This window comes from Pseudoalteromonas sp. 3J6 (assembly GCF_903995135.1).
In the GTDB taxonomy this organism is placed as follows: Bacteria; Pseudomonadota; Gammaproteobacteria; order Enterobacterales; family Alteromonadaceae; genus Pseudoalteromonas.
On the sequence record NZ_LR877185.1, the window covers coordinates 2,542,685 to 2,568,403 of the forward strand.

Sequence of the window (25,719 nt, forward strand, 5' to 3'; positions counted from 1 at the left end):
AACCTACTTCTTTTTGATAATAGTTAATAAGGTATCTACACCAGCATTGACCTGCGGGTGAGAATAATGAAAAGTGCCTAAGTCGTGGCCATTGAGTATGATAAGGCTAGCTAAAATAGGCGCATCGAGTTCACGCAAATCAAAGTAAGCGAGGCGCTGTCCTTTGGTTATTTTGCTGCCATTAAGCTGAGCAATATGAGTATGCGTGAGAGTTTGAGAATCAGGTACGGCTAAGTTTATTAATACTTTTAAGCCATTTTTAGCTTTTAGAATAAATTCGCACCCGCCGCTTTTAACTTGCAATAAAGTGCCATTAAATGGCGCTAACACTTTATGGCTGGTTAAGCTGACAATAATCCCAGGCCCCAAAGTTCCAAAGCGGAAAAAAGCTTCAGGATGCGCGTCCATCTGCATAACTTTGCCACTGAATGGGCTAGTTATTTGTATCGCGCTTCGGCCAATTTTATTTTTAGTTAAATAGCTAACGTCTTCAGATTTCATTATTAATTAAGTTACCACATTGTAGCCATCGGCTCTAAGAGCAGCCATCGCTTTGTTGACTGTTTGCTTTTTTACTAAGATATAGTCGGTGTCATAGGTTGAAATTGAAAAAATTGACACGCCAGCTCTTGCTAATACTCCTGAAATATTTGCCATAATACCGGTTAACGAGAATCCTAATGGGCCAATTACTTCTAATGCTTGCCAATTCGATTCTGTATCTTGGCTATCAATTATAAAGTCATCAGGGCAAACGACCGAGAGTTCATCGTGCGTTTTTGAAATAAAAAATAATGGTTGCTTTAACAGGGCAGGAGGGATGTCGGCATCAAGCGCTAAACTATGAATTGATAAAACAGTGCTGTGTAATTGTAGTGTTTGTTTTGACATAAAACCCATCCATAGCAGCAAGATAATAGCTTTATAGTATAGAGTATTGAATCTAAGTTAAAGGCCCAAACTGAGCCGTTGTTAAAGTTTTTATTAATTAAAAAATAATTGTCCACAATTTCTGTGGATAAGCTTGGGGGTTGTAAGGTATAAATAGCCTAACCTATTAATAAGTAATTAAAAAATGGCTAGGCTATAAAAAGGACATGTTAGTTAAAGGGGTTAATTAAGTGCCTCAGCTTGCGCTGCTTGAATGGCAGTTAAAGCAATGGTATACACTATGTCGTCAACTAATGCGCCACGGCTTAAGTCGTTAACTGGTTTACGCATCCCTTGCAGCATCGGACCGATACTGATCAAATCAGCGCTTCGTTGTACCGCTTTATAGGTGGTGTTGCCAGTATTTAAATCAGGGAATATAAACACCGTTGCTTTACCTGCAACAGGGCTGTTAGGTGCCTTTTTAATTGCTACACTTTCCATAATCGCTGCATCATACTGTAATGGGCCATCTATAATTAGATCAGGACGCTTTTGCTGGGCCAGTTTAGTTGCCGCTCGCACTTTTTCTACATCAGCCCCACTGCCCGAGTCACCGGTGCTGTAACTTATCATGGCTACGCGAGGTTCAATACCAAATGCTGCTGCTGAGTCGGCAGATTGAATTGCAATGTCAGCTAGTTGTTCGGCATTAGGATCGGGATTAATAGCGCAATCACCATAAACCAAAACCTGATCAGGCAATAGCATAAAGAATACAGAAGACACTAATGATGAACCTGGCGCGGTTTTAATTAACTGTAACGGTGGGCGAATGGTATTGGCAGTGGTGTTTACCGCACCCGATACCAGGCCATCGACTTTACCTTGCTCTAGCATCATGGTGCCAAGTACCACGTGATCTTGTAGTTGCTCTTGGGCGACTACTTCGGTAAGACCTTTATTCTTACGGATTTCCACCATAGGTGCTACGTAGTCATTTATGATACTGCTTGGCTCAATTACAGTTACATGCTCGTTAAGCTCAATGCCTTGCTGCTCGGCTATACGCAATATTTCATCACGATCACCTAATAAAATTGTTTTAGCAATGCCACGCTGGCCACAAATAGCGGCTGCTTTAATGGTTCTAGGTTCGTTACCTTCAGGCAATACAATTGTTTTTTCGGCTTTACGAGCTTTTTCAGTCAATAAATACCTAAAGGCAGGAGGGGATAGTTTTCGGGTTTTCCCCACACTTTTAGCTAAGGTATCTAACCAATCAGAATCTATATACTCTGCGTTATGATCTTTTACCTTTTCAATGCGCTGTTCATCATCGCTTGGCACTTCTAGGTTAAAGTTATGCAGTAATAACGAGGTGCGCCAAGTGTCGCCTTCGGTTGCTAAAATAGGCAGCCCTGTTTGCATGGCTTGCTCGCACAGCGCCATGATGCGCGGCTCAGGCTCAAAGCCACCGGTGAGCAAAATAGCGCCTAGTTTAGTACCATTCATGGCAGACAAGCAGGCTGCAACCAATATATCTGAACGATCGCCTGGGGTGACCAATAACGCACCTGGGGTAAAATAATTTAGAATATTTGATACCGTGCGGGCGCAAAAAGTAATGCGTCTTAGTCGACGATGTACCATGTCACCTTCGTTAATAATAGTGGCTTTTAAATAGGCACTTAAATCTTTAACGCGCGGCGCGACCAGCTCAAAATCCCACGGAATGGCACCAAGTAACATAAAAGGATTTTTTCTAAAAATAGGTAAAGAGGCCAGGCGGTTAAGCTCGTTATCAAGCGCTTCTGGCTTGTAAGTATCGACTAAATCAGCGCGAGCACGACCTTCTTCATCTAGAGGGGCATTTACTTTATTGAAAATACAACCCAGCACACGAGGGTGATCTATGCCACCGTAATTTCCAGCAGCAATTTCAAGGCGATCTTCAATTTGGGTAATACTGTAATTCCCAGGGGTAAGCACAAATACGATATCGGCCCCTAAGGTTTGTGCAATTTCACGGTTTATGCGTCCTGCATAAGGTTGGCGACGAGTTGGCACCATTCCTTCGATTATAGCCACTTCGTCATCATTTATTTTACTTTGAAAACGCTCAACAATTTCTTCTAATAAATCATCACCTTTACCATCACCAATCATTTGCTCTGCGTAATCGAGCGCAAACGGTGTTGGCGGCTTAATTGGTGAGCCTTGAGTGACAATTTGGGTAGATTTTTCAGGGCCAGTTTCACCTGCGCGTGGCTGGGCGATAGGTTTGAAAAAATTAACCTTAACCGTCTTTTGTTCCAGCGCTCTTACTAAACCAACTGATACTGAGGTTAAACCTACCCCTGTAGAGATAGGAACCAACATAATACGACGAGCCATATTATAACTCCTTGGTGATGTTTGCGGCGTCGAGTGCAATAACCCATTCTTCGTTGGTAGGCATAACCACCGCTTTGCTTGTTGAATTAGCAGCGCTAATTAATCCAGCTTGGCCAAACCGTGCATCAAGGTTTGCTTGAGGGTCTAAATTGATACCCAAAAATGCTAACTGTGTAAGTACTTTTTCGCGAATAATATCGGAATTCTCGCCAATCCCACCGGTAAAAATAAGCGCATCTAATTTTTGCAGCGGTACCATGTAGGCGGCTATTTGTTTTGCTAAGCGGTAGCAAAACATATTAAGTGCCAGCATGGCTTGCGAGTTGCCAGCAATGGCAGCCTCTTCAATAGTACGGCAATCGTTTGATAGCTCGCTTATTCCTAATAAGCCACTTTTTTGATTTAGCAGGTCATCAATTTGCTGTGCGGTGTAATCAAGTTGGGTCGTTAAAAAGTTAAATAGCCCTGGGTCAATGTCACCACAACGGGTACCCATAACAAGTCCTTCAAGCGGGGTTAAGCCCATGCTGGTATCGACACTTTTACCATTTTTGATCGCACACACAGAGCAGCCATTGCCTAAGTGGGCGCTAATAAAGTTACTTTCTTCAACAGGTAAAGACAACATTTTAGCGGTTTGACCTGCTACATAAAAATGGCTAGTGCCATGAAATCCATAGCGTCTAACCCCAAAGTCGTTATAAAGCTTATAAGGAAGGGCATACAAATAAGCAACCTCATCCATAGTTTGATGAAATGCGGTATCAAACACAGCTATTTGTGGTAAATCTTTAAATGATGCTTGTGCTGATGAAATACCTAGTAAATTAGCGTGACCATGTAAGGGGGCCAGTGTGGCTGCTTGGGTAATACCTGCAATGACGTTTTCGTCAATTAAAACTGATTGGGTAAAGTGCTCGCCACCATGTACTACGCGATGGCCCACAGCTACTAATTGATCGTCTAAATTGTGATCTTTTATTAAATCAACCAGCGTATCAATTGCTTGGGCATGTGCTTGGTTAGCAGCGAGCTTAATAGTGGTTTTTTCTCCCTGAAACTTATATTTAATTGAGGGAGCATTATCACCTAGGCGCTCCGCTAAACCTGATATAATGTCGTTTCCTGTGTTTGCATCAATAATTGCAAACTTTAGACTTGAGCTTCCACAATTGAGTACCAAAACATGGTTCGGATTATTTGGGAGTGTTGGCATAGATTCATTTTCCATTTAAGTATTAATCAGTACACTTGGTTGATGTATAAGCCTTTGTGGCTTAAATAAGTGTAGACTAAAGTGTAGTAGACTTTATTAAAAGGGCTTTGTGAAATTCTTTCGATAATTTATGCTTTTTGTGAGTTTTACTAATGAAATTGAGCATTTTTACCGATAAAGTGAAAGCAGCTATAATTGTGTTACACTTTTATAAGTATTACGTTTGTTGAAATGTTACAAACCGAGACTATGAGGATTTATTAATGCAAAAAAGTGTGATATCGCAAGTTCAATTAGGGCGTTCTTATGCTAAAACATGGCCAATGCGTAAAGAGGTCGCGCCATTATTTGCAGAATTTAAAGTGATCAGAGCCACTGAGCTTGCAATCACAGTAATGCCAATATTAGCCATGCTGACCCTGTTTTTTCAGATTAATTATTTAGGCTCAGATTTTCTGCCCCAAGCGATTGCCAGTAGTCTGTTTTTTATCTCGTTGCCATTACAAGGGCTTTTATGGTTGGGTAAACGTGCGCAAACTGAATTAGAGCCTGCTATGCAGCAATGGTATAACGAGTTATTTGCAAAAATGGTTGCTAACGGTTACGACGCGCAAATGGGAAAAAACAAGCCCCGCTATTTGGAGCTTGCCGAATTACTAAAAGATATGTTCGATAAAATGGATAAAACGTTTACTAAAGAGCAATTTTAGTAAATTGCGTAATATAAAATGACAAGGTGACGCTATGATTTTGTTTTTGCTCAAGAGCTTGCCAATGTTCTGGTCTAAACTTCCACGCAAATGGCGTCATCATAATTAAGTTCTTAACATCGTTAAATGTAAGCGATACCTGCTCTGTGATTAATTGTTGCGATGTATTTTCAAAGCCCGCAGGTGCTGCTATTTCGGTATGTTCTTTTACGTTGCTATAAATATAATCTTTTAGTTCTTTCAAATGAGTTGGGCCTGGGCTTGCCACAATTAAGCAACCATTATCTTTGACCAGACGTGCAAGTTCACTGTCAAATAAAGGCGCAAATACACTAACCAAAACGTCAGCAAGGTGATCATCAAAAGGCGCTTGGCTAATTGAAGCAACGCTAAAGTGGCATTGTTTGTAACGTTTTGCCGCATACTTTACTGCCGACTTTGATATATCAACACCGTATACGTTAGCCTGGCTGTTGTTAGCAATAGCGTGAGTATAAAATCCTTCACCACACCCCAAATCAATCACTATGTCGGCATTAAGTGGCTTAACAATATTGGCTAAAGCCGTTTGTAAAAAGCCATAATAACCTTGTTCTAAAAATGAACGCCTAGCTTGTACCATTTCCAACGAGTCGCCAGGCTGTTTAGAATTTTTGTTTTGTACAGGGAGTAAGTTTACATAGCCTTCTTTGGCAAAATCGAAGCTGTGATTATTATCGCATCGTAATGTTTTATCATTGAGTGCTAGTGGCTGTTTACAAATAGGGCAATGGTAATGAAGACTCATGAGCCTAAATAGTCCTTATCAAAAAAAGTTTTTACCCAATGTGGGCGATAGGTGATCAGTACAGTGATTGCCATACCGTTTAGCATAGCTTCAGGAAAGGCCAAAATAGGACTTAGATAAATATAATTCTCGCTCAGCTGATGCCAACTATATTCACCTATTGCGTAATAAAAAGCTCCACCGAGTATAATGTTAATACAGGCAACGACACCCGCTGTTAAAAAGCTACAAACAAATATATAGATAAAAAAATGCCGTGCTAAATAGTGATAACACACGATAAAAACTAAATAGCTGAATAACACCGGTATAAAGGCACTAATGATGAGTTTTAATGCGACTAATTCAGGTGTTATTTGTCCAAAAGCAGTTAAAAGCGCTGTTGCGAGTACACAACTTAATATAGCAAGACGCCAACCTAATGTTAGGGTAACTGCGGTAATGCCTAAAATATGCAGATCGAGACCGGGTAAAATACCGGCCTTTATACGCCATAACAAAGCGAGTACCAGTGCACAGGCAAACACACCTGTTTGTCTTGCTGGGGTATTAAATAAATTACTGTATGTTGATTTGTTAACGCTTAAAAAGCCGATAACGATGACAACAATCCACAGTAACCCTTGTAATTGCGCGCTCAACATAACTATTAACTAAACTCTGACCAAATAGGCGCATGATCTGATGGTTTATCGATAGCGCGCAATTCATAATCTATGCCTGTGTCGATACAGCGAGCTGCTAAATCATGCGTTGCTAGTACCACATCAATTCGCAGGCCGCGGTTATCAACAAATCCTTTTGAACGATAGTCAAACCAAGAATATTGGTCGTTAATTTCTGGGTTTTGTTCTCTAAAGGTGTCTTTAAAGCCCCAATTTAATAAGGTAGCAAGCCACTCACGTTCAACTGGTTGAAATGAACATTTACCCGTTTTTAACCACCGTTTTGCGTTTACTTCACCAATACCAATATCTAAATCGGTAGGGGAGATATTAATATCACCCATAACAATTACATCTTGGTCAGGAGTGAAATGGCTATTTAGATGGGTCATTAAATCTTGATAAAATTGACGTTTATACGGGAACTTAGTTTCGTGATTAATGTTATCGCCTTGTGGGAAATAGCCATTCATTACATGTAAGTCACGGCCATTCTCTTGCTCTACAGTGACGCTAATCATCCGCTTTTGCGACTCATCGGTGTCAGTAGTGAAGCCTTTTAATACCGATTTAGGCTCTTTTTTGCATAACATTGCCACACCGTAATGGGCTTTTTGCCCATGAAAATAAACGTGGTAACCCATATTTTGTACATCATCTAGCGGAAACGCTTCATCGTGTACCTTGATCTCTTGAAGACCGATAATATCTGGCTGGTGTTTATCAATAATAGCTTGTAACTGGTGTAGACGAGCGCGCAGGCCATTGATATTAAAAGAAATCACTTTCATAAAGTTAACCTTCAAATTTATTTTCATTGTTAGCTAAATTGTATCAGCATTTAGAGCGACATAACATGACCCAAATGAGAAAATAACTGCACAATTGTTGCTCAATTACTGCTTAATGTTTAAACATTGTAAATGCATTATTAAATAACAAAATAAATAAAATATTCAATTGATATGTTAAAAGTTGTCTATATAATGCGCAGAAATCGTTTGTTTAACTCGTTCAAATAGGACTACCCCTGATGAAAACTCAATTACTTTTAGCTGCCTCTCTTTTTGTTTCTGTTACTGCTTCTGCACAAAGCAATACATACTTTAGCAAAGACAACAAATTAGAGTCTAACTTGTGTGTAGTAAGCGCCAATGAAGGTTTTTCAGCTGCACGTAAAATGGCTGCAAAGCATGGTATGTACTTATCGCGTTATTCAAAAAGTATCCTATGTAATGGTCAAGATATCCGCGATATAGCTAAAAAAGAATCAGCGGTTCAAGTTGCTTCATCTAAAGTTGAAGTATTTGCAAAAGACTCACATCAAGAAACACAGTTATGTATGACTGCATTAAAGCAAGGCTTACAACCAGTACGTAAGCAAATTGGCAACTTAAACACATTAAAGTGTAATGGCCAAAACGTAACTGATTTTGTAAAGCGTTACCAAGACGCTGCAATCTAAATTGCCGTATTTGATATAAACAGCTCGGTTCTTACCGAGCTTTTTTTTGCAAAAATTACCACAGTAGTTTGCAAAAATTGCATTGTCGAATATCGCTGCACAAGAGCGTTGTTTTTAAGTTATTGTTTTTATTGAATTATAATTCTGGCATCGTATTTGTATTATTTAAATTGAAATTTATTAATTTACAAGGATACGTCTTATGAAAAAATTAACGATAGCTTCTACTATTTTAGCCGCATTGAGCTTAGCTGCATGTTCTTCAAATCAGGGTCTAGAAAAAATCGACAGTGATTTTGCAAGCTTAGATAACGATAGCGATGGTTTTATCTCAAAAACTGAAGCTGACGATGATAGTATTTGGCAACACTTTTCAAATATAGATACAAATATAGATAATCAAATAAGTCGTACTGAATATGACGCTTATATGCAGCTAAATGCTGGTAAAGTTGCAACTGATAGTGAAGTAAGTGAGTCTGCATTTAAGGCTGATATTGCGAAGTTTGATAAAATAGAAAATGACTTTAAAAGCTTAGATAATGACAGCAACGGCTTTATTTCAGTTACTGAAGCTGACGATGATGATATTTCAAATCACTTTGGCTACATGGACAGCAATAAAGATAAACGAGTAAGTAAAAATGAGTTTAATAGCTATATCCAAAAGCATGGTGATTCTGTTGCAGAAGACGATGCACTTGAGCAATTTAAGAATAGCTAAATTACATTATTAAATACACTTGATACCAAGCCAGTGTTTTTCACTGGCTTTTTTATACCTATTAAATGTTATTTTATTAATATGTTTTCCTAGTTTGCCGTTGTTCTGTCATAATAGATGGCTGTGTGTTTTTATTAACTTTAGAGTGATTATGGTTGGTCGGCGAATTAGTGATGAACAATTAATTGAAATCATTGAAGCGGCGATTTTCGTGGCAGACAAGCCCGTATCAAAACGTCATCTTAAGGACACGGTTTTAAACGACTTAGCAATTTCTATGGCGCGCATTAATGATGCTGTAGAGGCCATTCAAATTCACTATCAGACGCGTGGAATACGTTTAGTTGAGGTAGGGAGTGGCTATCGTTTTCAAGCGTGCAGTAGTTTAAGCCCATGGTTGAGTAATTTATGGCAAGAACGTGCGCCTAAGTACTCGAGAGCTTTACTCGAAACCCTGTCGCTAATTGCCTATAAGCAACCCATTACCCGTGGTGAAATTGAGCAAGTACGGGGTGTAGCAACTGGCTCAAATATTATTAAAACCCTGCTTGAAAGAGAGTGGGTTAAAGTAGTTGGGCATAAAGAAGTACCCGGTAAACCGGCACTTTATGCAACGACTAAACAATTTTTAGATTATTTTTCGATAACGGGACTTCATGATTTACCCGCATTGCCAGAGCAACAGCAAAGTAAAATTACCCAGTTATTAAGTGATCCTTCTGTGAGAGAACCATCCAAATGAGTATACAAGGTGAAAAGTTACAAAAAGTCCTAGCCCGTGCAGGGGTAGGTTCACGCCGTGAAATGGAAAAATACATCGACGCTAACCGCGTGAGTGTAAATGGTAAAGTGGCGAAATTAGGTGACAGGGTTGAAGAAACCGATTTAATTCGTGTGGACGGTCACACTGTTAAAATTGAAGAAAAAGCTGACAGAATTTGTCGTGTGATTATGTATAACAAGCCTGAAGGTGAACTAAGCACCCGTAAAGATCCTGAAGGGCGTAGAACTGTATTTGATCGTTTACCCCGTATTGATGGTGACCGCTGGATAGCGGTAGGGCGATTAGATGTGAATACGTCAGGGCTAATGCTTTTTACCAATGACGGTGAATTAGCGAATCGCTTAATGCACCCGAGTTACGAAGTTGAGCGCGAATACTCCGCTCGTGTATTTGGTGAAGTGACTGACGAAACGATGAAAAACTTACTTCGCGGTGTAGAGCTTGAAGATGGTCCGGCTAAATTTACCGGCATAAAGCCTATGGGCGGTGAAGGAATTAACCGCTGGTACAACGTAACACTTAATGAAGGTCGTAATCGCGAAGTTCGTCGTCTATGGCAATCACAAGATGTGGAAGTATCACGCCTAATTCGTATACGCTACGGTAAATTAGAGCTTGATAAGCGTGTACCACAAGGTGGTTGGATTGAGTACGATTTAGACACAGTTAACTATTTACGTAAAACAGTTAAACTTGGTAAAGAAACGCAAACTAAGCTGTCGGTTATCCCTGAAAAACGTAAAGATAAGCGCGCTAAAATAAATCAAATTCGTAAGGCGGTTAAAAAGCACAATCAACGTGTGAAACCGACTAAACGTAAGTAATCAAATCATAAAACAAAAAAGCCGCTTTTTATAGCGGCTTTTTTACGTTTAAAACTAAATATTACTTTTTAACTTGTGCGTCTAACGATTGGCCATTGATATCTTTTGAGTCATCGCTCATTAAGTACAGATAAGTTGGCATCAGATCTTCAGGTGTCGCCAGTAAATCTCGATCTTCGCCCGGGAATGCACTTGCACGCATTGATGTACGGGTTGCGCCTGGGTTAATACAGTTAACACGGATTGGCGTTTTTTCAACTTCACACGCCCATGTTTGCATCATACCTTCTACTGCAAATTTAGAAATTGCATAAGGTCCCCAAAACTCTCTTCCTTTGCGACCCACACCCGAAGAAGTAAATACTACAGAGGCATTCTTTGACTTTCGCATTACAGGGAATAGTGCTTTAGTGATCATCGCTTGTGCGGTGACGTTTACTTTCATCACATTTTCAAATGTTGATGAACAAAAATGTTCTAACGGCCCTAAAGTACCTAAAATACCTGCGTTATTTAATAGTCCATCTAAGCGGCCAAATTGGCTCTCGATAGTTGCAGCTAAATCACGATAGTTTTGTTTAGTTGCACCTTTTATGTCCATAGGCACAATAGCGGGCTGCGGGTAGCCAGCATTAATGATTTCGTCATACACACATTCTAATTTATTAGTTGTTTTTCCTAATAAAATAACGGTTGCACCATGTTTTGCATAGGTAATAGCTGCGACACGGCCAATCCCATCACCTGCGCCTGTGATCAAAATTATTTTGTCTTTAAGTGCGTTTTCAGTTGCTTGATAGGTATGCATAAAAGTACCAATGTTTAAATTTTTATTGATTTTAACATAGCAAATCGACAAGTAATCGAATTTATTGCAAATTTAGGTGGCGAAACCAGAAACTTTAAGTTAGATTTAACTGGTCTAATGTCTCATTAATATACTAGCTACATTAAATTAACTTAATTACACTGACTATAAACACACTATAAAAATAAGATTTGTGCGGAGAACACTATGAAAAAAATGCTACTCTCGCTCTCAGTTGCAGCTGCATTAGCAGGCTGTGGCGGCGGAGAAACGTTAGAAGATGTTAAAAACAATTCAGTTACAGTTATTCCCAAAGCGACGGTAAAATTTGACCCTGCAAATGGTGTTATTTCGGTTCCTAATGATTTATTAATGAGTGGCACCCTAGATGGTACTATAAATATTCCAGGGGAGTTAAATAGCGAAAATGTTTCTATCCCTAGAACTGCCTATGCAGATCCGCAACTAGCAATAGGAGCACTTGATGGCTGGTCTACTCAAGTGCCATTCAAAATTGATCTAACCTTTCCACCGGGCATTAGCCTTGATGAAACGTCTGCAGCTTCACCAGGCTCTGTACGTATTTTTGAAGTTATCATGGGTGCAAGCCTAACTGATGCCGAATGTTCGCAAGCACCAGCCGGTGCAGCATGTAAATTAGTAGGCGAATTGACCTTTGGCGTGGACTTTGTAACCCAAGCTTCTGGTGACGCAGTAGCTATTGTCCCACTTAAGCCTTTTAAAGCCGGTAGTTCATACATTAATGTGTTAACGACTGGACTGAAAGATTCAGAAGGTCGCTCGATTGAACCATCTTCAACTTATGCCACTGTTAAACAAGAAGCGCCTTTAGTAACGCCATCACAACTTGCGCTGCAAGGGGCTGTTAATAGCTACGAAAACGTAGTGGTTAGCTCTGGTGATATTACCAAAGACGATATTATTTTTTCTGCTGCCATGACAATGCAATCAGCAGGACCAGTGCTTGGCACGATTAAAAAGGTTTTAGCAGCAAGCCTAACAGAGCCAACAATTCCAACCCCTGCTTTGCAAATTCCAACTCAGCCAATGGCTAACGTACAACAAGCTTTTGCATTGCAGGGTGTTACCGTGCCCGATATATTCCAAGTTGCACAATATCAAAAAGGCAGCATCCAGCTACCTATGTATTTAGGTACACCTACGGGTAAAGAGATCAGTGATCTAAATGATACTTACTGGCAAGGTATGTGTGACAGTGCCGTTGCTATTTTAGGTTACAAAGCGCAAGCTGGTGAAGCGTTCCCAACCGATCCCATTAGCACTAACGATGCGATGTGTGCTGCTTTGAGTGATGGACAGCTTCGTGATTTAGGGCTTGATAGCACTAAACACTTAACTAAATATAACTCACTTCCTAAAATGCAAAGCATGGCGAATGTGCCAGTACAAATTACCAAGCCAATTTTACCGGTTGTTAATGCATACCGTTCAGGTTTAGGTTTAGAGCCATTTACTGCTATGCCAGCAGGTGGTTGGCCTGTAGTTATTATGCAACATGGTATTACCACGCAAAAAGAAAGCATGTTGACACTAACAGCGCAGCTTTCATTACAGGGTTTTGCCACAGTTGCAATTGATCATCCTCGTCATGGTGAGCGTGGTGTAGATGTTGATGTAGACGGTAACGATGATTTTAACGCAACAACTGGCTCTGTACTTAGCTACATGAACTTGAGCTCTTTACTGGTCGCCAGAGATAGTTTACGCCAGTCAAGTGCTGACTTACTTGGTCTACGTTTAGGCTTAAATTTCAGTGGTGACAGTTCACTAAATTCTACTGATGTATCTTACATTGGCCATTCACTAGGCTCAATTGTAGCACCTGCATTTATTGCACAAACGAATAGCCCATTAGCCGAACAAGTAGATCCATTATTTAAGGTTAACGCTGTAGCATTAGCAAGCGGCGGCGGTGGTATTGCTAGCTTCTTGTTAGAATCAGCAGCATTTGGACCATTTATTCAAGGTTCTGTGCTTTCTCAAGCAGGAACTGCTGAAGCTGATGAGTTTAATGCATTCTTAAACGCTGATGCTTTATCAAACTGTGGTGCTTTGTTACCAGACATGCAGGACTTCTTGAGCTGTGGCTTTAATGAGTTTGCAGCATCGCTAACTATGGCGGGTGAAACTGATAAACTAGCTAATATAAAGGGCGTAATGACGCAGTTTGTATTTGCAGCACAAACAGCATTAGATAGTGGCGATCCTACTAACTATGCTGCAACGGTTAAAGCACTAGAAACACCTGTTTACATGAATGTTGTGGTAGGTGATGGCACAGAGAATAACAAGCCAGACCAAGTTATTCCGCCGATGACTGCCAGCAATCCAATTGCAGGTACTGTTCCTCTAGCTAACTTTATGGGGTTAGAAACGGTGAGTACAACTCAAGCGCCAACAGAGATGGGCTCTAGCTATTTAGTTAAATTTAACACAGGTCATCATGGCTCTGTGTTAACACCGGCGCAAGATGAAAGACAGTCGACTACAGTAGCGGGTAGCGCAGCAGCAAATGCAGAAATGCAATTGCAAATTGCAACTTACCTAGTATCACGTGGACGTTTATTATCTGTATCAGATACTGATATTGTGACTAATTAGTAGCCAACCACTCAATTAAGTCTAAAAAGCCACTGTTAAGTGGCTTTTTTTTGCTTTAAAGCATGCTAAATTGACTGAAATTTATAAACGGAGAATACAGTTGGAATTTTTATACGAGTACGGTTTGTTTTTTGCTAAAACCATTACCTTTGTTATTGCTATCGCTGTCATTTTAACCTTAATTGTAAGCTCGGCTGTTAAGCCAAAAGCAAAAAAAGGTGAGATTGAAATTGATGATTTATCGGAGCAACTTACCAATATAAAAGAAAGTTTTTTAAATAATACGCTAGGTAAAAAAGAGTTAAAAGCCTATCAAAAGCAACAAAAACTAGAGCAAAAAAAAGCTGAAAAAGATGAGCCTAAATCACGACTCTACGTTATTGATTTTAATGGTAGTATGGATGCGCATGAAGTAGAAAGTTTGCGCGAAGAAGTGACTGCGATTATTTCAATCGCGGACCCTAAAAAAGATAAAGTGCTAGTTCGTCTTGAAAGTGGTGGTGGCGTGGTACATGGCTACGGGTTAGCTGCATCACAACTACAACGTTTTAAGTCAGCTGGTATTGAGTTAACCGTATCAATAGACAAAGTTGCTGCTAGTGGTGGCTACATGATGGCCTGTGTAGCAGATCATATTATTGCCGCGCCGTTTGCAATTGTTGGCTCTATTGGTGTGATTGCACAAATTCCAAACTTTAATAAAATCTTGAAGAAAAATGATGTTGATTTTGAACAAATTACGGCGGGCGAATTTAAACGTACGCTAACACTTTTTGGTGAAAATACCGATAAAGCCCGTGAAAAATTTCGCGAAGAGATAGAGCAAACCCATGTGTTATTTAAAACCTTTGTGAGCACACAGCGTCCTAGTTTGAATATGGACTTAGTGGCAACGGGTGAACATTGGTTTGCAACCCAAGCGATTGAAAAAGGCTTAGTTGATACCATTAAAACCAGTGATGATGCCTTACTAGAGCAGCAACATCAGCATCAAATATACAAGGTGCAATATAAAATTAAAAAAGGGCTAAGTGATAAGCTTGCAATAGGGCTCAGTCATGGTGTGAATAAGGCAGGGGTGAGTTTAATGTCAAAATTTAAGGCGTTAAACCCTTAATAATTTTATAGCTTATACATAATAAAAAAGCCTTGTTACTTAATGAAGTAGCAAGGCTTTTTTTATAACTTAAGCTAGAAGCTGTTAATCAATTGATTTGTGATAGTCTTCTAAATCTTTAGCTGCATTAGGGTCGTTGAAAATACTTTCATCTAGTTCACCCTCACTTTTAGCCACAACACAGGTTACCATACAGTCGCCTGTTACATTTACTGCGGTGCGGGTCATATCAAGTAGTCTATCAACACCTATTATAATTGCGATTCCTTCAACAGGTAGGCCTACTTGGTTAAGTACCATGGCCAGCATAATTAAACCAACGCCAGGAACACCCGCTGTGCCAACCGAGGCAAGCGTTGCTGTTAGTATTACCATTAAGTAATCAGAAATAGTTAAATCAACACTAAATACTTGAGCAATAAATACCGTAGCCACACCTTGCATAATTGCAGTGCCATCCATATTAATGGTTGCGCCTAAAGGTATAGTAAATGAAGCGACAGAGTTATTAGCCCCTAGCTTCTTCGTTGCAGTCTCAAGGGTGATAGGCATAGTTGCGCTGGAACTTGAGGTACTAAAAGCAAATAAACAGGTGTGTTTCATTTTAGCTAAGAAAGTAAGCGGGTTTAGGCCTGTAAGTATTTTTAGCAGAAGAGTGTAGTTTACGAATGCATGTAATAACAGGGCTAAAACAACCACGCCAAAGTACTTAGCTAAGCTCACAATTAAGTTAAGTTCGATGGTAGTAAATAACTTAGCCATTAAGAAAAATACGCCGTAAGGAGCAATATTCATTAATAAAGTAACTAGTTTTAAGATAACGGTGTTCAAGTCTTCAAATACTGTTGCTACACGTTTGCCTGCTTTACCGCTAAGTGCCATTGCAATACCAAATAATAAAGCAAACACAATAACTTGTAGCATATTTCCTTTGGCCATTGCTTCAAATGGATTGGTTGGGAACATATCAATAATAACGCGAGCTAAAGTAGGCGCTTCTTTTGCGTCGTAGCTTGCTTGCGAAGGTAGCCCAATCCCTTCACCTGGGTTAAATAGTAACGCCAGTGAAATTGCTACTGTGATTGCGATCGCTGTGGTAACCAAATATAGACCAATCGATTTTCCACCTAAACGACCTAATTTTTTAGGATCGCTTAAACTACAAGTACCGCACACAAGCGACACAAAGACGAGGGGAACAACTAGCATTTTTAAGCTAGCTATAAATATTTGTCCACCTACATGGAAAAGGCCATCAACAAAAAAGGCTTTAATTGGCAAAGAGAATAACCCAAGAGGGATTAGGTAATCGTCTTCACCAGCTAATATAGCCTGAAATATAAAGCCTACTGCAACACCAAGAACCATACCAATCATGATGCGAGTAGTTAAACTCATCGAACGGATTTTAGACATATTTCCAATCTATTTTTTATAAATTTGGCATAGACTAACAGCATGTAATTTTTTTTACAGAAAAAACGTCAACTTTTTTAAAAATTTTTATCGCAAAAAGAAGTAAAAAACTGAGATTTTAGACTAAGTTATAGGTTAACATTAAGTAAATAAGTTTAACTTAGTAATAGCGCATTGGAGAAACATATGCCTTTAACCCGTTTGCTTAGCATTATATTGCTCAGCTCATTACTCATCGCTTGTGGCGGTGGTGGCTCACTTGAGAAGACAGGAACCGTTGGTGGGGATACTGGAGGCGACAATGCCGTACTAGATACCCAAGTTGAACTTAATTTTGAAGATCGTATCGTTACCGCTAACAATTCGCTTGAGGTCGTTGCGACTGTAACTGACAGTGATGGACAACCCGTTGTTCGTCAAGAAGTTAGTTTTACTACAACACTTGGTTCTTTCATACCTGCTACAGCAAGCGCATTAACAAATACAAGTGGTGTTGCAACTATAGAGCTCAGTGCAGGCAGTGTTGAAGGAGCAGGAACCATTGTTGCAAGCTACGAAGGCTCAACAAGCAAGCTCGGTTTTTATACCGCCGGTGACGAGCCGCAATCTAACGACGATGCTGCAAATATTGACATTAAAATCTTACAAAACTGTCCTGATAGTTGGTTAAGTATAGATAGAGATTCTTTTGAACTTGATCCATCAGATTGTTCGCAAAATAGTAATTTACTGGGCCAGCAAGCGATTGTTTATGCAAAAATCACAAAACCTGGTAGTAATACGCCAGCCAGCAATGTGTTAGTTCAAGCGACAACCACGCTAGGCATTTTATTACCTGAAAGCTTAACGGCTAAAACTGATGCGTTTGGTGTGGCTATTTTGAATTTATTGCCTGGCAGTAGCTCAGGTGTTGGCCAAGTTGAATTAACCGCACAGGGCGGAGTTGCGAGTGCTTTATTTGAAATTAACGCTGTTCAAGTAAATGTAAATCTAAGCGCAGGTATTGCTACCGGTGATGTACTATCTGCCGGCTCTACCACGATTATTACGGCTCAGATTGTAGACGGTAGTAATAATGTATTTACTACCCCGCTGGAAGTGCAATTTACTTCTGCTTGCGCAGAAGAATCTACCCCCAGAGCCACTATCGATAATGTGGTAACGAGTATCGGTGGTACGGCAAGTGCAACATACAAAGCTGATGGCTGTAATGGTATAGATACGATTACCGCGACCGTAGTTACTGGTGGTAATGTTGCAACAAAAACCATAAACATCAATGTAGCTGCGGCTCAAACAGGTTCAATTGCGTTTATGGGGGTGACTAATCAAGTATTAGCTATTAAAGGAGCGGGCGGTCAAACCTTGACTGAAAATTCAGAGCTCACCTTTAAGCTCTTAGATGTAAATGGAAATCCAGTGGGTCAAAAGCAAATTGATTTTGCACTTTCACAAAACCCCGGTGGTGCTTTATTAGATAGCGCATTTCAATTTACTAACAATGAAGGTTTAGTGACTGTAAACGTTCGCTCAGGAAAAGCTGCTGGTATTTTATCTGTGATTGCCTCACATCAGATTGACAGTAGCGATACCTCACAAAATAGTGTGATCTCTATTGTCTCTAATGACATTACTATTACGACTGGTGTTCCAGATCAGGATAGTTTCACGCTTGCAGTGCAAACCTTTAATACCGAGTCATTAAACGAAGCTGGGGTGACTACAGACTTAACCGTATTTGCAGCCGATCATTTTAATAATTTTGTACCAGATAACACGGCAATTTATATTGCCAGTGAAGGTGGTGCAGTTGGCACTATTGATGATGAACAATTTACACCTTTATTACTTTGTCGCACCATAGACGGTGTGTGTAAAGCGCAGTGGCGTAGTCAAAACCCAATTCCATACCATTACAGCATTTACAATAATTCTGTTGCAGATAAATGCGACCGTTATTTTGGACAATCTGCACCTTGTACTTTAGGTATCAGAGAATCACAACTCGACGCAAATGGTAACTTAATTAATTATTTAGATAGCAATGGCGATCCAATTGCGCTAACTGATGCGCCTAATAACGCGCCAATTGATTATCCACTTGGTGGGCGTGTTAGCTTACTTGCTTATTCTGTGGGTGAAGAGTCATTTAATGATGTATCTGCCAACGGTGAATTTAATCAAAACGAGTTTGACTCAACTTTACAAGATTTACCTGAAGCCTTTATAGATTTTAATGAAAATGGGGTGTTTGATGGGAATTTACCAGCCCCAACAAATCCTGTGGATTCTAATGGTGGTGAAGATGAGTGGTATGTGGAACGCTCAGGTGCACAAGATAATGGCCAGTATGACAGTGGTGATGGTATATACAATGGCTTACTATGTAGTGATGAAGCCCTAGCTGCAAATGCATGTACCCGTGAAACAGTTAATGTGCGCGCTCGTTCAGAGTTAGTTATGTCAGGTAGTACACCTTACATTAGAGCTGTAACGGCTTTAAATAACTGTAGTTTAAGCGATGGTATTCGCTTAGAAGCTTCTGATATGGCAGGTATGTGCGACATAAACCTTATTGATATTAGCAATTCAACACCTTACAGCGCGATTTCAGTGACTATTTTCTTCAGTGACATTCATAATAATCCACTGCCTGCGGGTACTACAGTGAGCGTTACTGCCGACAATGGTGTATTAAGAGGGTTAACAGATTACACCGTGGTTAATACTGCACAAAAAACGCCAATCTCTGTCTCAGTTAATATTACTAAAGAGGCTGAGCCAAATGATGTTGATTCTGGGTTTTTATACATTGAGTTTGAAACGCCTGGTGGTGTGAAAACACAATATACCGTGATGTCGATTTTAGACGAACCTAAGGTTTAAAATATGTAAAGCATAAAAAATGCCAACCAATAAGGTTGGCATTTTTGCTTCTATTCTATATATTCCACATCAATTATTCAAAAAACGCTGGTTTGTTTAAATTAACAACAGAAATTGTTTGTTTATTCAGTAAATACTGAAAAGTTTGTATTAAAAGCTTGTAAGAACTAGTGTTTGTAGATATACCTATAAATATTCGCGCCGCATGAGTCGGCTAAACACATTTAAAAAACTAGGTTAGAAATAGGCAACTATGGGCAAATCGCTAGTAATTGTAGAGTCACCTGCTAAGGCTAAAACAATTAATAAATACTTAGGTAATGATTTTATCGTTAAGTCCAGTATTGGGCACGTACGAGATTTACCTACATCAGGATCAGGCAAAAACAAAGTACCAGCAAGCAAGACACCTGCTGAGGTTCGTAAAATGCCACCTGATGAGAAAGCAGCGTATAAACAGCAACGTGACTATTCTAACTTAGTCGCGCGTATGGGCATTGATCCTGAAAAAGGGTGGGAGCCACATTACGAAGTATTACCGGGTAAAGAAAAGGTTGTTCAAGAATTACAAAAACTTGCCCAAAATGCTGATCAAATCTATCTCGCAACGGATTTGGATAGAGAAGGGGAAGCAATTGCTTGGCATCTTCAAGAAATCATTGGTGGCGAACCTGAAAAGTATAAGCGCGTCGTGTTTAACGAAATCACTAAAAATGCAATACAACAAGCGTTTGAAACTCCGGGTGAATTGAACACCGATATGGTTTTTGCACAGCAGACTCGTCGTTTCCTAGACCGCGTTGTTGGTTTTATGGTCTCGCCTTTATTGTGGGCTAAAGTTGCACGAGGTTTGTCTGCAGGACGAGTTCAATCTGTTGCAGTGCGTTTATTGGTAGAACGCGAACGTGAAATTAAAGCATTTATTCCTGAAGAGTTCTGGGATATTCATGCAGACGTTAAAAATAGCGAGTCTGACTTACGTTTAGAAGTCACTAAACAAGCAGACAAGCCATTTAAGCCTGTAAATGAAGCACAAGCTACAGCAGCAGTTAAAAGCCTTGAGAATGCCGAATACAAAGTTGTAAGCGTTGAAGAAAAACCAAGTAAGAGTCGCCCAAGTGCGCCATTTATTACTTCAACCATGCAACAAGCCGCCAGTACTCGACTCGGTTATGGCGTTAAAAAGACCATGATGCTTGCGCAGCGCCTATATGAAGGTGGTTACATTACCTATATGCGTACCGATTCAACTAATCTATCAAAAGATGCGGTTGAGATGTGTCGTGAGTATGTGACCAATGAGTTTGGTGCAAAATATTTACCTGCTGATCCAATCAACTATAGCTCAAAAGGCAATGCACAAGAGGCGCACGAAGCGATTCGTCCTTCTAGCGTATCGGTACTTTCAGGGCATGTTGAAGGTGTTGATGCCGATGCTAAAAAGCTTTATGAGCTTATCTGGCGTCAGTTTGTGGCTTGTCAAATGGTGCCTGCTGAATACGACTTAACTACATTAACTGTTGCAGCCAACGATTTTACATTAAAGGCAAAAGGGCGTGTGCTTCGCTTTGATGGTTGGACAAAAGTACAGCCAGCAGTGCGTAAAAAGAACGAAGAAGATCAATCACTTCCTGCTGTTAAGCAAGGTGAAGTTCTCACCTTAGTTGAGCTTGATCCTAAGCAGCATTTTACCAAGCCGCCAGCACGTTTTAGTGAAGCGAGCTTAGTTAAAGAACTTGAAAAACGTGGTATTGGTCGTCCTTCAACTTACGCGTCTATTATTTCGACTATCCAAGATCGTGGCTATGTTCGAGTAGAAAATCGTCGCTTTTTCGCTGAAAAAATGGGTGAAATTGTTACCGATCGCCTAGTTGAAAACTTTACAGATTTAATGAACTTTGACTTTACCGCTAAAATGGAAGGTCGTTTAGATGATATCGCCGAAGGCGAGCGTGTTTGGACGCAAGTTCTCGATAAGTTTTATGCTGATTTCTCAACCCAGTTAAACATTGCTAAAGGCGAACCAGATGAAGGCGGGATGCGTCTGAATCAAATGGTAGAAACCGATATTGACTGTCCAACCTGTGGCAGAAAAATGGGCATTCGTACTGCTTCAACGGGCGTATTTTTAGGCTGTACAGGTTATAACCTGCCACCTAAAGAGCGCTGTACTACCACTATGAACTTAGTGTCGGGTGATGAAGCGGTTGCAGCTGATGTTGAAGACGTTGAAACAGAAACATTAATGCAAATGAAGCGCTGTCCAATTTGTGAAACAGCGATGGATTCATACCTTATCGACGAGACCCGTAAACTACATGTGTGTGGTAATAACCCAGCATGTCAGGGGCATGTTGTTGAAGAGGGTACCTTTAAAATTAAAGGCTACGACGGCCCTATTATCGAATGTGATAAATGTGGCGCTGATATGGAATTAAAATCAGGTCGATTTGGTAAGTATTTTGGTTGTAACAACGATGAATGTAAAAACACACGCAAGTTGTTAAAAAATGGCGAAGCTGCGCCACCAAAAGAAGATCCAGTTCATATCCCTGAATTAGAATGTGAAAAGTCTGAAGCCTATTTTGTATTACGTGATGGCGCGGCCGGTATTTTCTTAGCAGCAAATACGTTCCCTAAATCACGAGAAACACGTGCACCTAAAGTAGAAGAGTTACAACGCTTTAGAGATCGTATTTCGCCTAAGTTTTACTACCTAGCTGATGCACCAGCCAAAGATCCTGATGGCAACCTTGCTGTTGTGCGTTACAGTCGTAAAAACAAAGTTCAATATGTGATGACTGAGGTTGATGGTAAAGCCACTGGTTGGACGGCTCATTACGAGGGTGGTAAATGGGTAGAAGAGGCTAAGAAAAAAGCTGCGCCTAAAAAGAAAGCTGCAGCTAAAAAAACACCAGCTAAAAGTAAAGCTAAAGCCAAACCAAAAAAAGACGATGAATAATTAATTATTCATCGCTTGAATAATAAAAACCGGAACGCACAGCCTGTGACAGTTCCGGTTTTTTTTGCATTATCAAACCTATCGCAATGGCATTTTTAACCTGATTTTTTATTTTACAGAGTTAAAATGTAACCAATTTAGGTTTAACCGCTCAATTATTCATTAAATCTTAACAGCAGTGACTTTGTTATAGCCTTCAGATGTTAGCTCATCATTCACACACTTTAAAACATAGTTATAAATTGCTTCATCGCTTACGTCGTCTTCTTTAGCCCAGCTAATACACATTTCTGTGAACTCTTGAATCGTTTCGGCTGAAGCGTCTGTAGTATCGCTTGCAACTGCATTTGCAGCTGATAAAACGAAAAATGGTGCAACGATTAACGCGAGTAATGCTTTATTCATTTTTTTATTCCTAAAAATGGAGTAACAATCGAATTATGCATTCAAATAATGTCTGCATAAAACAAGTGTAACCAAGCCAGAACATCTCTGTTGGTAAACTGATTTTTAATCACAATTCACACAAAGGAAAACGAAATATTTTTATCGTCAGGATAAGTATATTGTGTACCTATCTTTTATTTTAAGTGATTGTGTTAGCGTTTAATTTAAGCTAATGTCGCGTTTTAATTTTTAGGTGCCCTTATGTCAGAGCCACACACAAATAATACAAATAAAAAAATACATCCTGTTCATAAAGTAGAGCATGCGCTTGAGTCGTTTATATTTAAAGGACGCTGGTTACTCGCTCCATTTTTTGTAGGCTTATTATTTGCTGTGGTTTTATTACTTATAAAGTTTTTTAAACAGCTATATTTGATGGGGATAGCGACGTTTACTGCTAGTAATCAAGAGTTGTTGGTTGGTATATTAACGTTAGTTGATACTGCTTTGTTAGCAGGTTTGCTGTTGATTATTATTTTTAGCGGCTACGAAAACTTTGTCTCTAAGCTTAATATCGAGAATCATGAAGACCGCCCAGTATGGATGGGTAAGGTCGGGTTTTCTGGTTTAAAAATGAAGCTGATCAGTGCAATAGTGGCCATTTCAGCCGTTGAGCTGTTAAAGGTCTTTATAAGTTCTGCGTCTCATTCTAATGATGAACTACTCTGGAAAGTGCTGATCCACGTAACGTTTGTGGTATCAGGTGTACTATTTGCTTTTACTGATTATTTAAATAGTAAAACAATTAACCACTAAAAATTTGTTATAAAAAACCCGAGCAATGCTCGGGTTTTTTACGTATAAATGCTAACAATTAACTGCAGCGGGCGTAGTAGCAGCCAAAAGGTTCAATAGTTAGTGTTGCATTGTTAAGCTGTGCATTGTGATGAGAAAGCGTGTTATGTTCTTTTTCAACACTAACATCAATAACAAGCTCTGCTTTTGCACCGCTTAAATTGAATGCACACAACATCTTTTCTTCGTTTAATGTGCGGTAAAACGCCAAAATTGGCTCGGCGGTTTGTATAAACTCAATATCACCTTCAAGTAGTACCGGCTGGTTTTTACGCCAAGCCATAAATTCACGGTACGCGTTTAATATTGAGTTTGCATCATTCTCTTGTTCAGCAACTGCTTGTAGCCTGTGTTGTTGATCAACAGGTAACCACGGTTTTACCTCACTAAATCCTGCATTGTGTGCATTGCTTTGTGAGTTATCAAGGTTTTCCCAAGGCATTGGGGTACGACATCCATCACGACCTTTAAAGTTTGGCCAAAAAGTTATGCCGTATGGGTCTTGTAAATCTTCAAAAGCAACGCTGGCTTCACCGAGTCCGAGTTCTTCACCTTGATACATACACACGCTGCCACGCAGTGAAGCGAGTAGGGCGGTCAACATTTTACATTGCGCTGGGTTTACCTCTCCCGTTTCACTCCAACGGCTAGCAACACGTTCTACGTCATGGTTACTAAATGCCCAGCAAGGCCAGCCTTCAGTCATGCGTTGCTCAAGTGTAGTAACGGTATTTCTTATATACTCGCTCGAGTAATCATCCGTTAATAGCTCAAAGCTATAACCCATATGCAGTTTATCGCCGCCTTGGGTGTATTCTGCCATTGTGGCTAATGAATCTTCAGATGAAATTTCACCCAGTGATACGGTACCAGGGTACTTGTTGAGTAAAGTACGAATATCACGCATAAACTCTATGTTTTCAGGCTGGGTATTATTGTAGTAATGGTACTGAAATGCATACGGATTATCTTCGCTAAATCCACGGCCTTGACGTTTTTCTTTTGGTTTAGCTGGGTTATCACGAAGCAAAGCGTCATGGTAGCAAAAGTTAATTGCGTCTAACCTAAAGCCATCCACGCCTTTTTTAAGCCAGAATTCAACATTATCTAGAACGGCTTGGCGAACATCGGGGTTATGAAAGTTAAGATCAGGCTGTTCAGTAAAAAAGTTATGCAAGTAGTATTGTCCACGACGCGGCTCCCATTGCCATGCACCACCACCAAAAATAGACAACCAATTATTAGGTGCTGTGCCATCTTCTTTAGCATCGGCCCATACATACCAGTCGGCTTTATCGTTAGATAAGTCTTCACGGCTATCAATAAACCATTGATGTTGATCTGAGGTGTGGCTTAGCACTTGGTCAATAATAATTTTAATGTCGCGTTGATGTGCTTGTGCAATTAACTCATCAAAATCAGCTAAATTACCAAAAAGCGGGTCAATATCACGGTAGTCACTAATATCATAACCAAAATCTTTCATAGGCGATTTAAAGAAAGGTGAGATCCAAATAGCATCTACCCCTAAGCTTTTAATGTAATCAATACGATTTATTATTCCTTTTAAATCACCAATGCCATCGTTGTTGCTATCTTGAAAGCTACGCGGATAAACCTGATAAATAACCGCACCTTTATACCATTGCTTTTGGGCCATGCTTTTCTCCGTTTTCACACTGTCTTTGTGTTGTTCTTTTTTAGAGGTAATAATCCTCGTTTATTTGAAAAAGCATACTTGAAGCCTGTCATGCTGTAAAAATCCTGCATACGTATGCACCTATTTCAAGGCATTAAAACAAGATGTACAAATCATTAAGGCAAGCGTTTTGGGTCGTGGATTATTCTTATTTTACTTTACCAATTCTAATATTGAGTTGTTAATTTATTGTTTGCGCCATGTAGGTGCGTAAAAACAAAGGTGTGCACTGAGTTGGTGTTTTTTAGTATTGGTCTTACCAATTTAATTTGAATAGATAGTGTGTTTAATAATAAATTAAAAAATAAAATCACTTTGTTTCACTTTATTGTCGTTTTATGAATGGCTTATTTCATAAAAAAATAAATACAGGTTAACGTCAAGCTCATAAAGTATAATTGCACCAAAATAATCCATTGCAAAACAGTTGCTTACATGTTTGGTTGTAAATTTAATGTTAACTTTGGCTGTGTAATGCTATTTTGAATACGTATGCATAAAGTT

Annotated in this window: 21 protein-coding genes; 10 read left to right on the forward strand and 11 right to left on the reverse strand. The window is 39.7% G+C overall.

Annotated features, from left to right (window positions below):
* Window positions 1–3 precede the first annotated feature (3 nt).
* From P3J6_RS11440 to P3J6_RS11455, 4 genes are all read right to left on the reverse strand, one after another.
* Window positions 4–501, reverse strand: a complete 498-nt coding sequence (locus P3J6_RS11440) for a PTS glucose transporter subunit IIA (RefSeq protein ID WP_008110014.1) — start codon at window positions 499–501, stop codon at window positions 4–6.
* 6 nt (window positions 502–507) lie between these two features.
* Window positions 508–891, reverse strand: coding sequence for an ACT domain-containing protein (locus P3J6_RS11445; protein WP_010389757.1), 384 nt, complete (start codon window positions 889–891; stop codon window positions 508–510).
* Between the two features lie 222 nt (window positions 892–1,113).
* Window positions 1,114–3,267, reverse strand: a complete 2,154-nt coding sequence (pta, locus tag P3J6_RS11450; RefSeq protein ID WP_054200797.1) for a phosphate acetyltransferase — start codon at window positions 3,265–3,267, stop codon at window positions 1,114–1,116.
* Between the two features lies 1 nt (window position 3,268).
* Window positions 3,269–4,483, reverse strand: a complete 1,215-nt coding sequence (locus tag P3J6_RS11455) for an acetate kinase (RefSeq protein ID WP_198523072.1) — start codon at window positions 4,481–4,483, stop codon at window positions 3,269–3,271.
* Between the two features lie 263 nt (window positions 4,484–4,746).
* Here P3J6_RS11455 and yfbV point away from each other — a divergent pair, with 263 nt between their 5' ends.
* Window positions 4,747–5,193, forward strand: coding sequence for a terminus macrodomain insulation protein YfbV (gene yfbV / locus P3J6_RS11460; protein WP_138604877.1), 447 nt, complete (start codon window positions 4,747–4,749; stop codon window positions 5,191–5,193).
* On the opposite strand, the gene rlmA is transcribed toward yfbV, so the two are convergent.
* The 3 genes from rlmA to xthA are packed head-to-tail and all read right to left on the reverse strand — an operon-like array spanning window position 5,177 to window position 7,436.
* Window positions 5,177–5,980 (reverse strand): 23S rRNA (guanine(745)-N(1))-methyltransferase, encoded by an 804-nt coding sequence (gene rlmA, locus P3J6_RS11465; protein ID WP_198523073.1) that lies wholly within the window; start codon window positions 5,978–5,980, stop codon window positions 5,177–5,179. The two genes, yfbV and rlmA, sit on opposite strands and share 17 nt — an antisense overlap.
* On the reverse strand, window positions 5,977–6,624 hold the full coding sequence (locus P3J6_RS11470) for an energy-coupling factor ABC transporter permease (RefSeq protein ID WP_198523074.1): 648 nt from the start codon (window positions 6,622–6,624) through the stop codon (window positions 5,977–5,979). Before P3J6_RS11470 ends, rlmA begins: the two co-directional genes overlap by 4 nt.
* A gap of 5 nt (window positions 6,625–6,629) precedes the next feature.
* Window positions 6,630–7,436: an exodeoxyribonuclease III gene (xthA, locus tag P3J6_RS11475; RefSeq protein WP_138604874.1), complete on the reverse strand. Its 807-nt coding sequence runs from the start codon at window positions 7,434–7,436 to the stop codon at window positions 6,630–6,632.
* A 242-nt stretch (window positions 7,437–7,678) separates the two neighbouring features.
* Between xthA and P3J6_RS11480 the strand changes: the two genes are divergently transcribed.
* The 4 genes from P3J6_RS11480 to rluB all read left to right on the forward strand — a co-directional run bounded on the left by P3J6_RS11480 (window position 7,679) and on the right by rluB (window position 10,442).
* The gene (locus P3J6_RS11480; protein WP_138604873.1) at window positions 7,679–8,110 is read left to right on the forward strand and encodes an exonuclease III; all 432 of its coding nucleotides are present in this window, start codon (window positions 7,679–7,681) and stop codon (window positions 8,108–8,110) included.
* Window positions 8,111–8,312: 202 nt separating this feature from the next.
* Window positions 8,313–8,834 carry an EF-hand domain-containing protein gene (locus P3J6_RS11485; RefSeq protein ID WP_138604872.1) on the forward strand — a complete coding sequence of 174 codons (522 nt, stop codon included), beginning with the start codon at window positions 8,313–8,315 and terminating at the stop codon, window positions 8,832–8,834.
* A 151-nt stretch (window positions 8,835–8,985) separates the two neighbouring features.
* On the forward strand, window positions 8,986–9,576 hold the full coding sequence (gene scpB / locus P3J6_RS11490) for an SMC-Scp complex subunit ScpB (RefSeq protein WP_138604871.1): 591 nt from the start codon (window positions 8,986–8,988) through the stop codon (window positions 9,574–9,576).
* Window positions 9,573–10,442, forward strand: coding sequence for a 23S rRNA pseudouridine(2605) synthase RluB (rluB, locus tag P3J6_RS11495; protein ID WP_008110001.1), 870 nt, complete (start codon window positions 9,573–9,575; stop codon window positions 10,440–10,442). Before scpB ends, rluB begins: the two co-directional genes overlap by 4 nt.
* A gap of 61 nt (window positions 10,443–10,503) precedes the next feature.
* On the opposite strand, the gene P3J6_RS11500 is transcribed toward rluB, so the two are convergent.
* Complete coding sequence (locus P3J6_RS11500) at window positions 10,504–11,250, reverse strand: YciK family oxidoreductase (RefSeq protein WP_138604870.1); 747 nt, start codon at window positions 11,248–11,250, stop codon at window positions 10,504–10,506.
* Window positions 11,251–11,457: 207 nt separating this feature from the next.
* On the opposite strand from P3J6_RS11500, the gene P3J6_RS11505 reads away from it, so the two are divergent.
* Window positions 11,458–13,893: a VolA/Pla-1 family phospholipase gene (locus P3J6_RS11505; protein WP_198523075.1), complete on the forward strand. Its 2,436-nt coding sequence runs from the start codon at window positions 11,458–11,460 to the stop codon at window positions 13,891–13,893.
* A 100-nt stretch (window positions 13,894–13,993) separates the two neighbouring features.
* Window positions 13,994–15,010, forward strand: coding sequence for a protease SohB (sohB, locus tag P3J6_RS11510; protein ID WP_138604868.1), 1,017 nt, complete (start codon window positions 13,994–13,996; stop codon window positions 15,008–15,010).
* An 84-nt stretch (window positions 15,011–15,094) separates the two neighbouring features.
* Here sohB and P3J6_RS11515 read toward each other — a convergent pair whose 3' ends face one another.
* The gene (locus P3J6_RS11515) at window positions 15,095–16,426 is read right to left on the reverse strand and encodes a dicarboxylate/amino acid:cation symporter (protein ID WP_138604867.1); all 1,332 of its coding nucleotides are present in this window, start codon (window positions 16,424–16,426) and stop codon (window positions 15,095–15,097) included.
* A gap of 186 nt (window positions 16,427–16,612) precedes the next feature.
* Here P3J6_RS11515 and P3J6_RS11520 point away from each other — a divergent pair, with 186 nt between their 5' ends.
* Both P3J6_RS11520 and topA read left to right on the forward strand, forming a co-directional pair.
* The gene (locus tag P3J6_RS11520) at window positions 16,613–19,312 is read left to right on the forward strand and encodes an Ig-like domain-containing protein (RefSeq protein ID WP_198523076.1); all 2,700 of its coding nucleotides are present in this window, start codon (window positions 16,613–16,615) and stop codon (window positions 19,310–19,312) included.
* A gap of 253 nt (window positions 19,313–19,565) precedes the next feature.
* Window positions 19,566–22,274: a type I DNA topoisomerase gene (topA, locus tag P3J6_RS11525; RefSeq protein ID WP_138604865.1), complete on the forward strand. Its 2,709-nt coding sequence runs from the start codon at window positions 19,566–19,568 to the stop codon at window positions 22,272–22,274.
* Window positions 22,275–22,436: 162 nt separating this feature from the next.
* Here the strand turns inward: topA and P3J6_RS11530 are convergent, their stop codons facing one another.
* Window positions 22,437–22,679 (reverse strand): hypothetical protein, encoded by a 243-nt coding sequence (locus tag P3J6_RS11530; protein ID WP_138604864.1) that lies wholly within the window; start codon window positions 22,677–22,679, stop codon window positions 22,437–22,439.
* Between the two features lie 243 nt (window positions 22,680–22,922).
* On the opposite strand from P3J6_RS11530, the gene P3J6_RS11535 reads away from it, so the two are divergent.
* Window positions 22,923–23,477, forward strand: coding sequence for a TIGR00645 family protein (locus P3J6_RS11535; protein ID WP_138604863.1), 555 nt, complete (start codon window positions 22,923–22,925; stop codon window positions 23,475–23,477).
* 58 nt (window positions 23,478–23,535) lie between these two features.
* On the opposite strand, the gene P3J6_RS11540 is transcribed toward P3J6_RS11535, so the two are convergent.
* On the reverse strand, window positions 23,536–25,176 hold the full coding sequence (locus P3J6_RS11540) for an alpha-glucosidase family protein (protein WP_198523077.1): 1,641 nt from the start codon (window positions 25,174–25,176) through the stop codon (window positions 23,536–23,538).
* Between the last annotated feature and the right edge of the window lie 543 nt (window positions 25,177–25,719).

Bases quoted from the DNA above. Each gene is read 5' to 3' on its own strand.
- P3J6_RS11455 (WP_198523072.1), bottom strand. From the start codon at position 4,483: ATGCCAACACTCCCAAATAATCCGAACCATGTTTTGGTACTCAATTGT.
- P3J6_RS11445 (WP_010389757.1), bottom strand. From the start codon at position 891: ATGTCAAAACAAACACTACAATTACACAGCACTGTTTTATCAATTCAT.
- P3J6_RS11515 (WP_138604867.1), bottom strand. From the start codon at position 16,426: ATGTCTAAAATCCGTTCGATGAGTTTAACTACTCGCATCATGATTGGT.
- P3J6_RS11540 (WP_198523077.1), bottom strand. From the start codon at position 25,176: ATGGCCCAAAAGCAATGGTATAAAGGTGCGGTTATTTATCAGGTTTAT.
- rluB (WP_008110001.1), top strand. From the start codon at position 9,573: ATGAGTATACAAGGTGAAAAGTTACAAAAAGTCCTAGCCCGTGCAGGG.
- yfbV (WP_138604877.1), top strand. From the start codon at position 4,747: ATGCAAAAAAGTGTGATATCGCAAGTTCAATTAGGGCGTTCTTATGCT.
- P3J6_RS11500 (WP_138604870.1), bottom strand. From the start codon at position 11,250: ATGCATACCTATCAAGCAACTGAAAACGCACTTAAAGACAAAATAATT.
- P3J6_RS11530 (WP_138604864.1), bottom strand. From the start codon at position 22,679: ATGAATAAAGCATTACTCGCGTTAATCGTTGCACCATTTTTCGTTTTA.
- rlmA (WP_198523073.1), bottom strand. From the start codon at position 5,980: ATGAGTCTTCATTACCATTGCCCTATTTGTAAACAGCCACTAGCACTC.
- pta (WP_054200797.1), bottom strand. From the start codon at position 3,267: ATGGCTCGTCGTATTATGTTGGTTCCTATCTCTACAGGGGTAGGTTTA.
- P3J6_RS11480 (WP_138604873.1), top strand. From the start codon at position 7,679: ATGAAAACTCAATTACTTTTAGCTGCCTCTCTTTTTGTTTCTGTTACT.
- P3J6_RS11485 (WP_138604872.1), top strand. From the start codon at position 8,313: ATGAAAAAATTAACGATAGCTTCTACTATTTTAGCCGCATTGAGCTTA.
- P3J6_RS11535 (WP_138604863.1), top strand. From the start codon at position 22,923: ATGTCAGAGCCACACACAAATAATACAAATAAAAAAATACATCCTGTT.
- P3J6_RS11505 (WP_198523075.1), top strand. From the start codon at position 11,458: ATGAAAAAAATGCTACTCTCGCTCTCAGTTGCAGCTGCATTAGCAGGC.
- xthA (WP_138604874.1), bottom strand. From the start codon at position 7,436: ATGAAAGTGATTTCTTTTAATATCAATGGCCTGCGCGCTCGTCTACAC.
- P3J6_RS11440 (WP_008110014.1), bottom strand. From the start codon at position 501: ATGAAATCTGAAGACGTTAGCTATTTAACTAAAAATAAAATTGGCCGA.
- topA (WP_138604865.1), top strand. From the start codon at position 19,566: ATGGGCAAATCGCTAGTAATTGTAGAGTCACCTGCTAAGGCTAAAACA.
- P3J6_RS11520 (WP_198523076.1), top strand. From the start codon at position 16,613: ATGCCTTTAACCCGTTTGCTTAGCATTATATTGCTCAGCTCATTACTC.
- scpB (WP_138604871.1), top strand. From the start codon at position 8,986: ATGGTTGGTCGGCGAATTAGTGATGAACAATTAATTGAAATCATTGAA.
- P3J6_RS11470 (WP_198523074.1), bottom strand. From the start codon at position 6,624: ATGTTGAGCGCGCAATTACAAGGGTTACTGTGGATTGTTGTCATCGTT.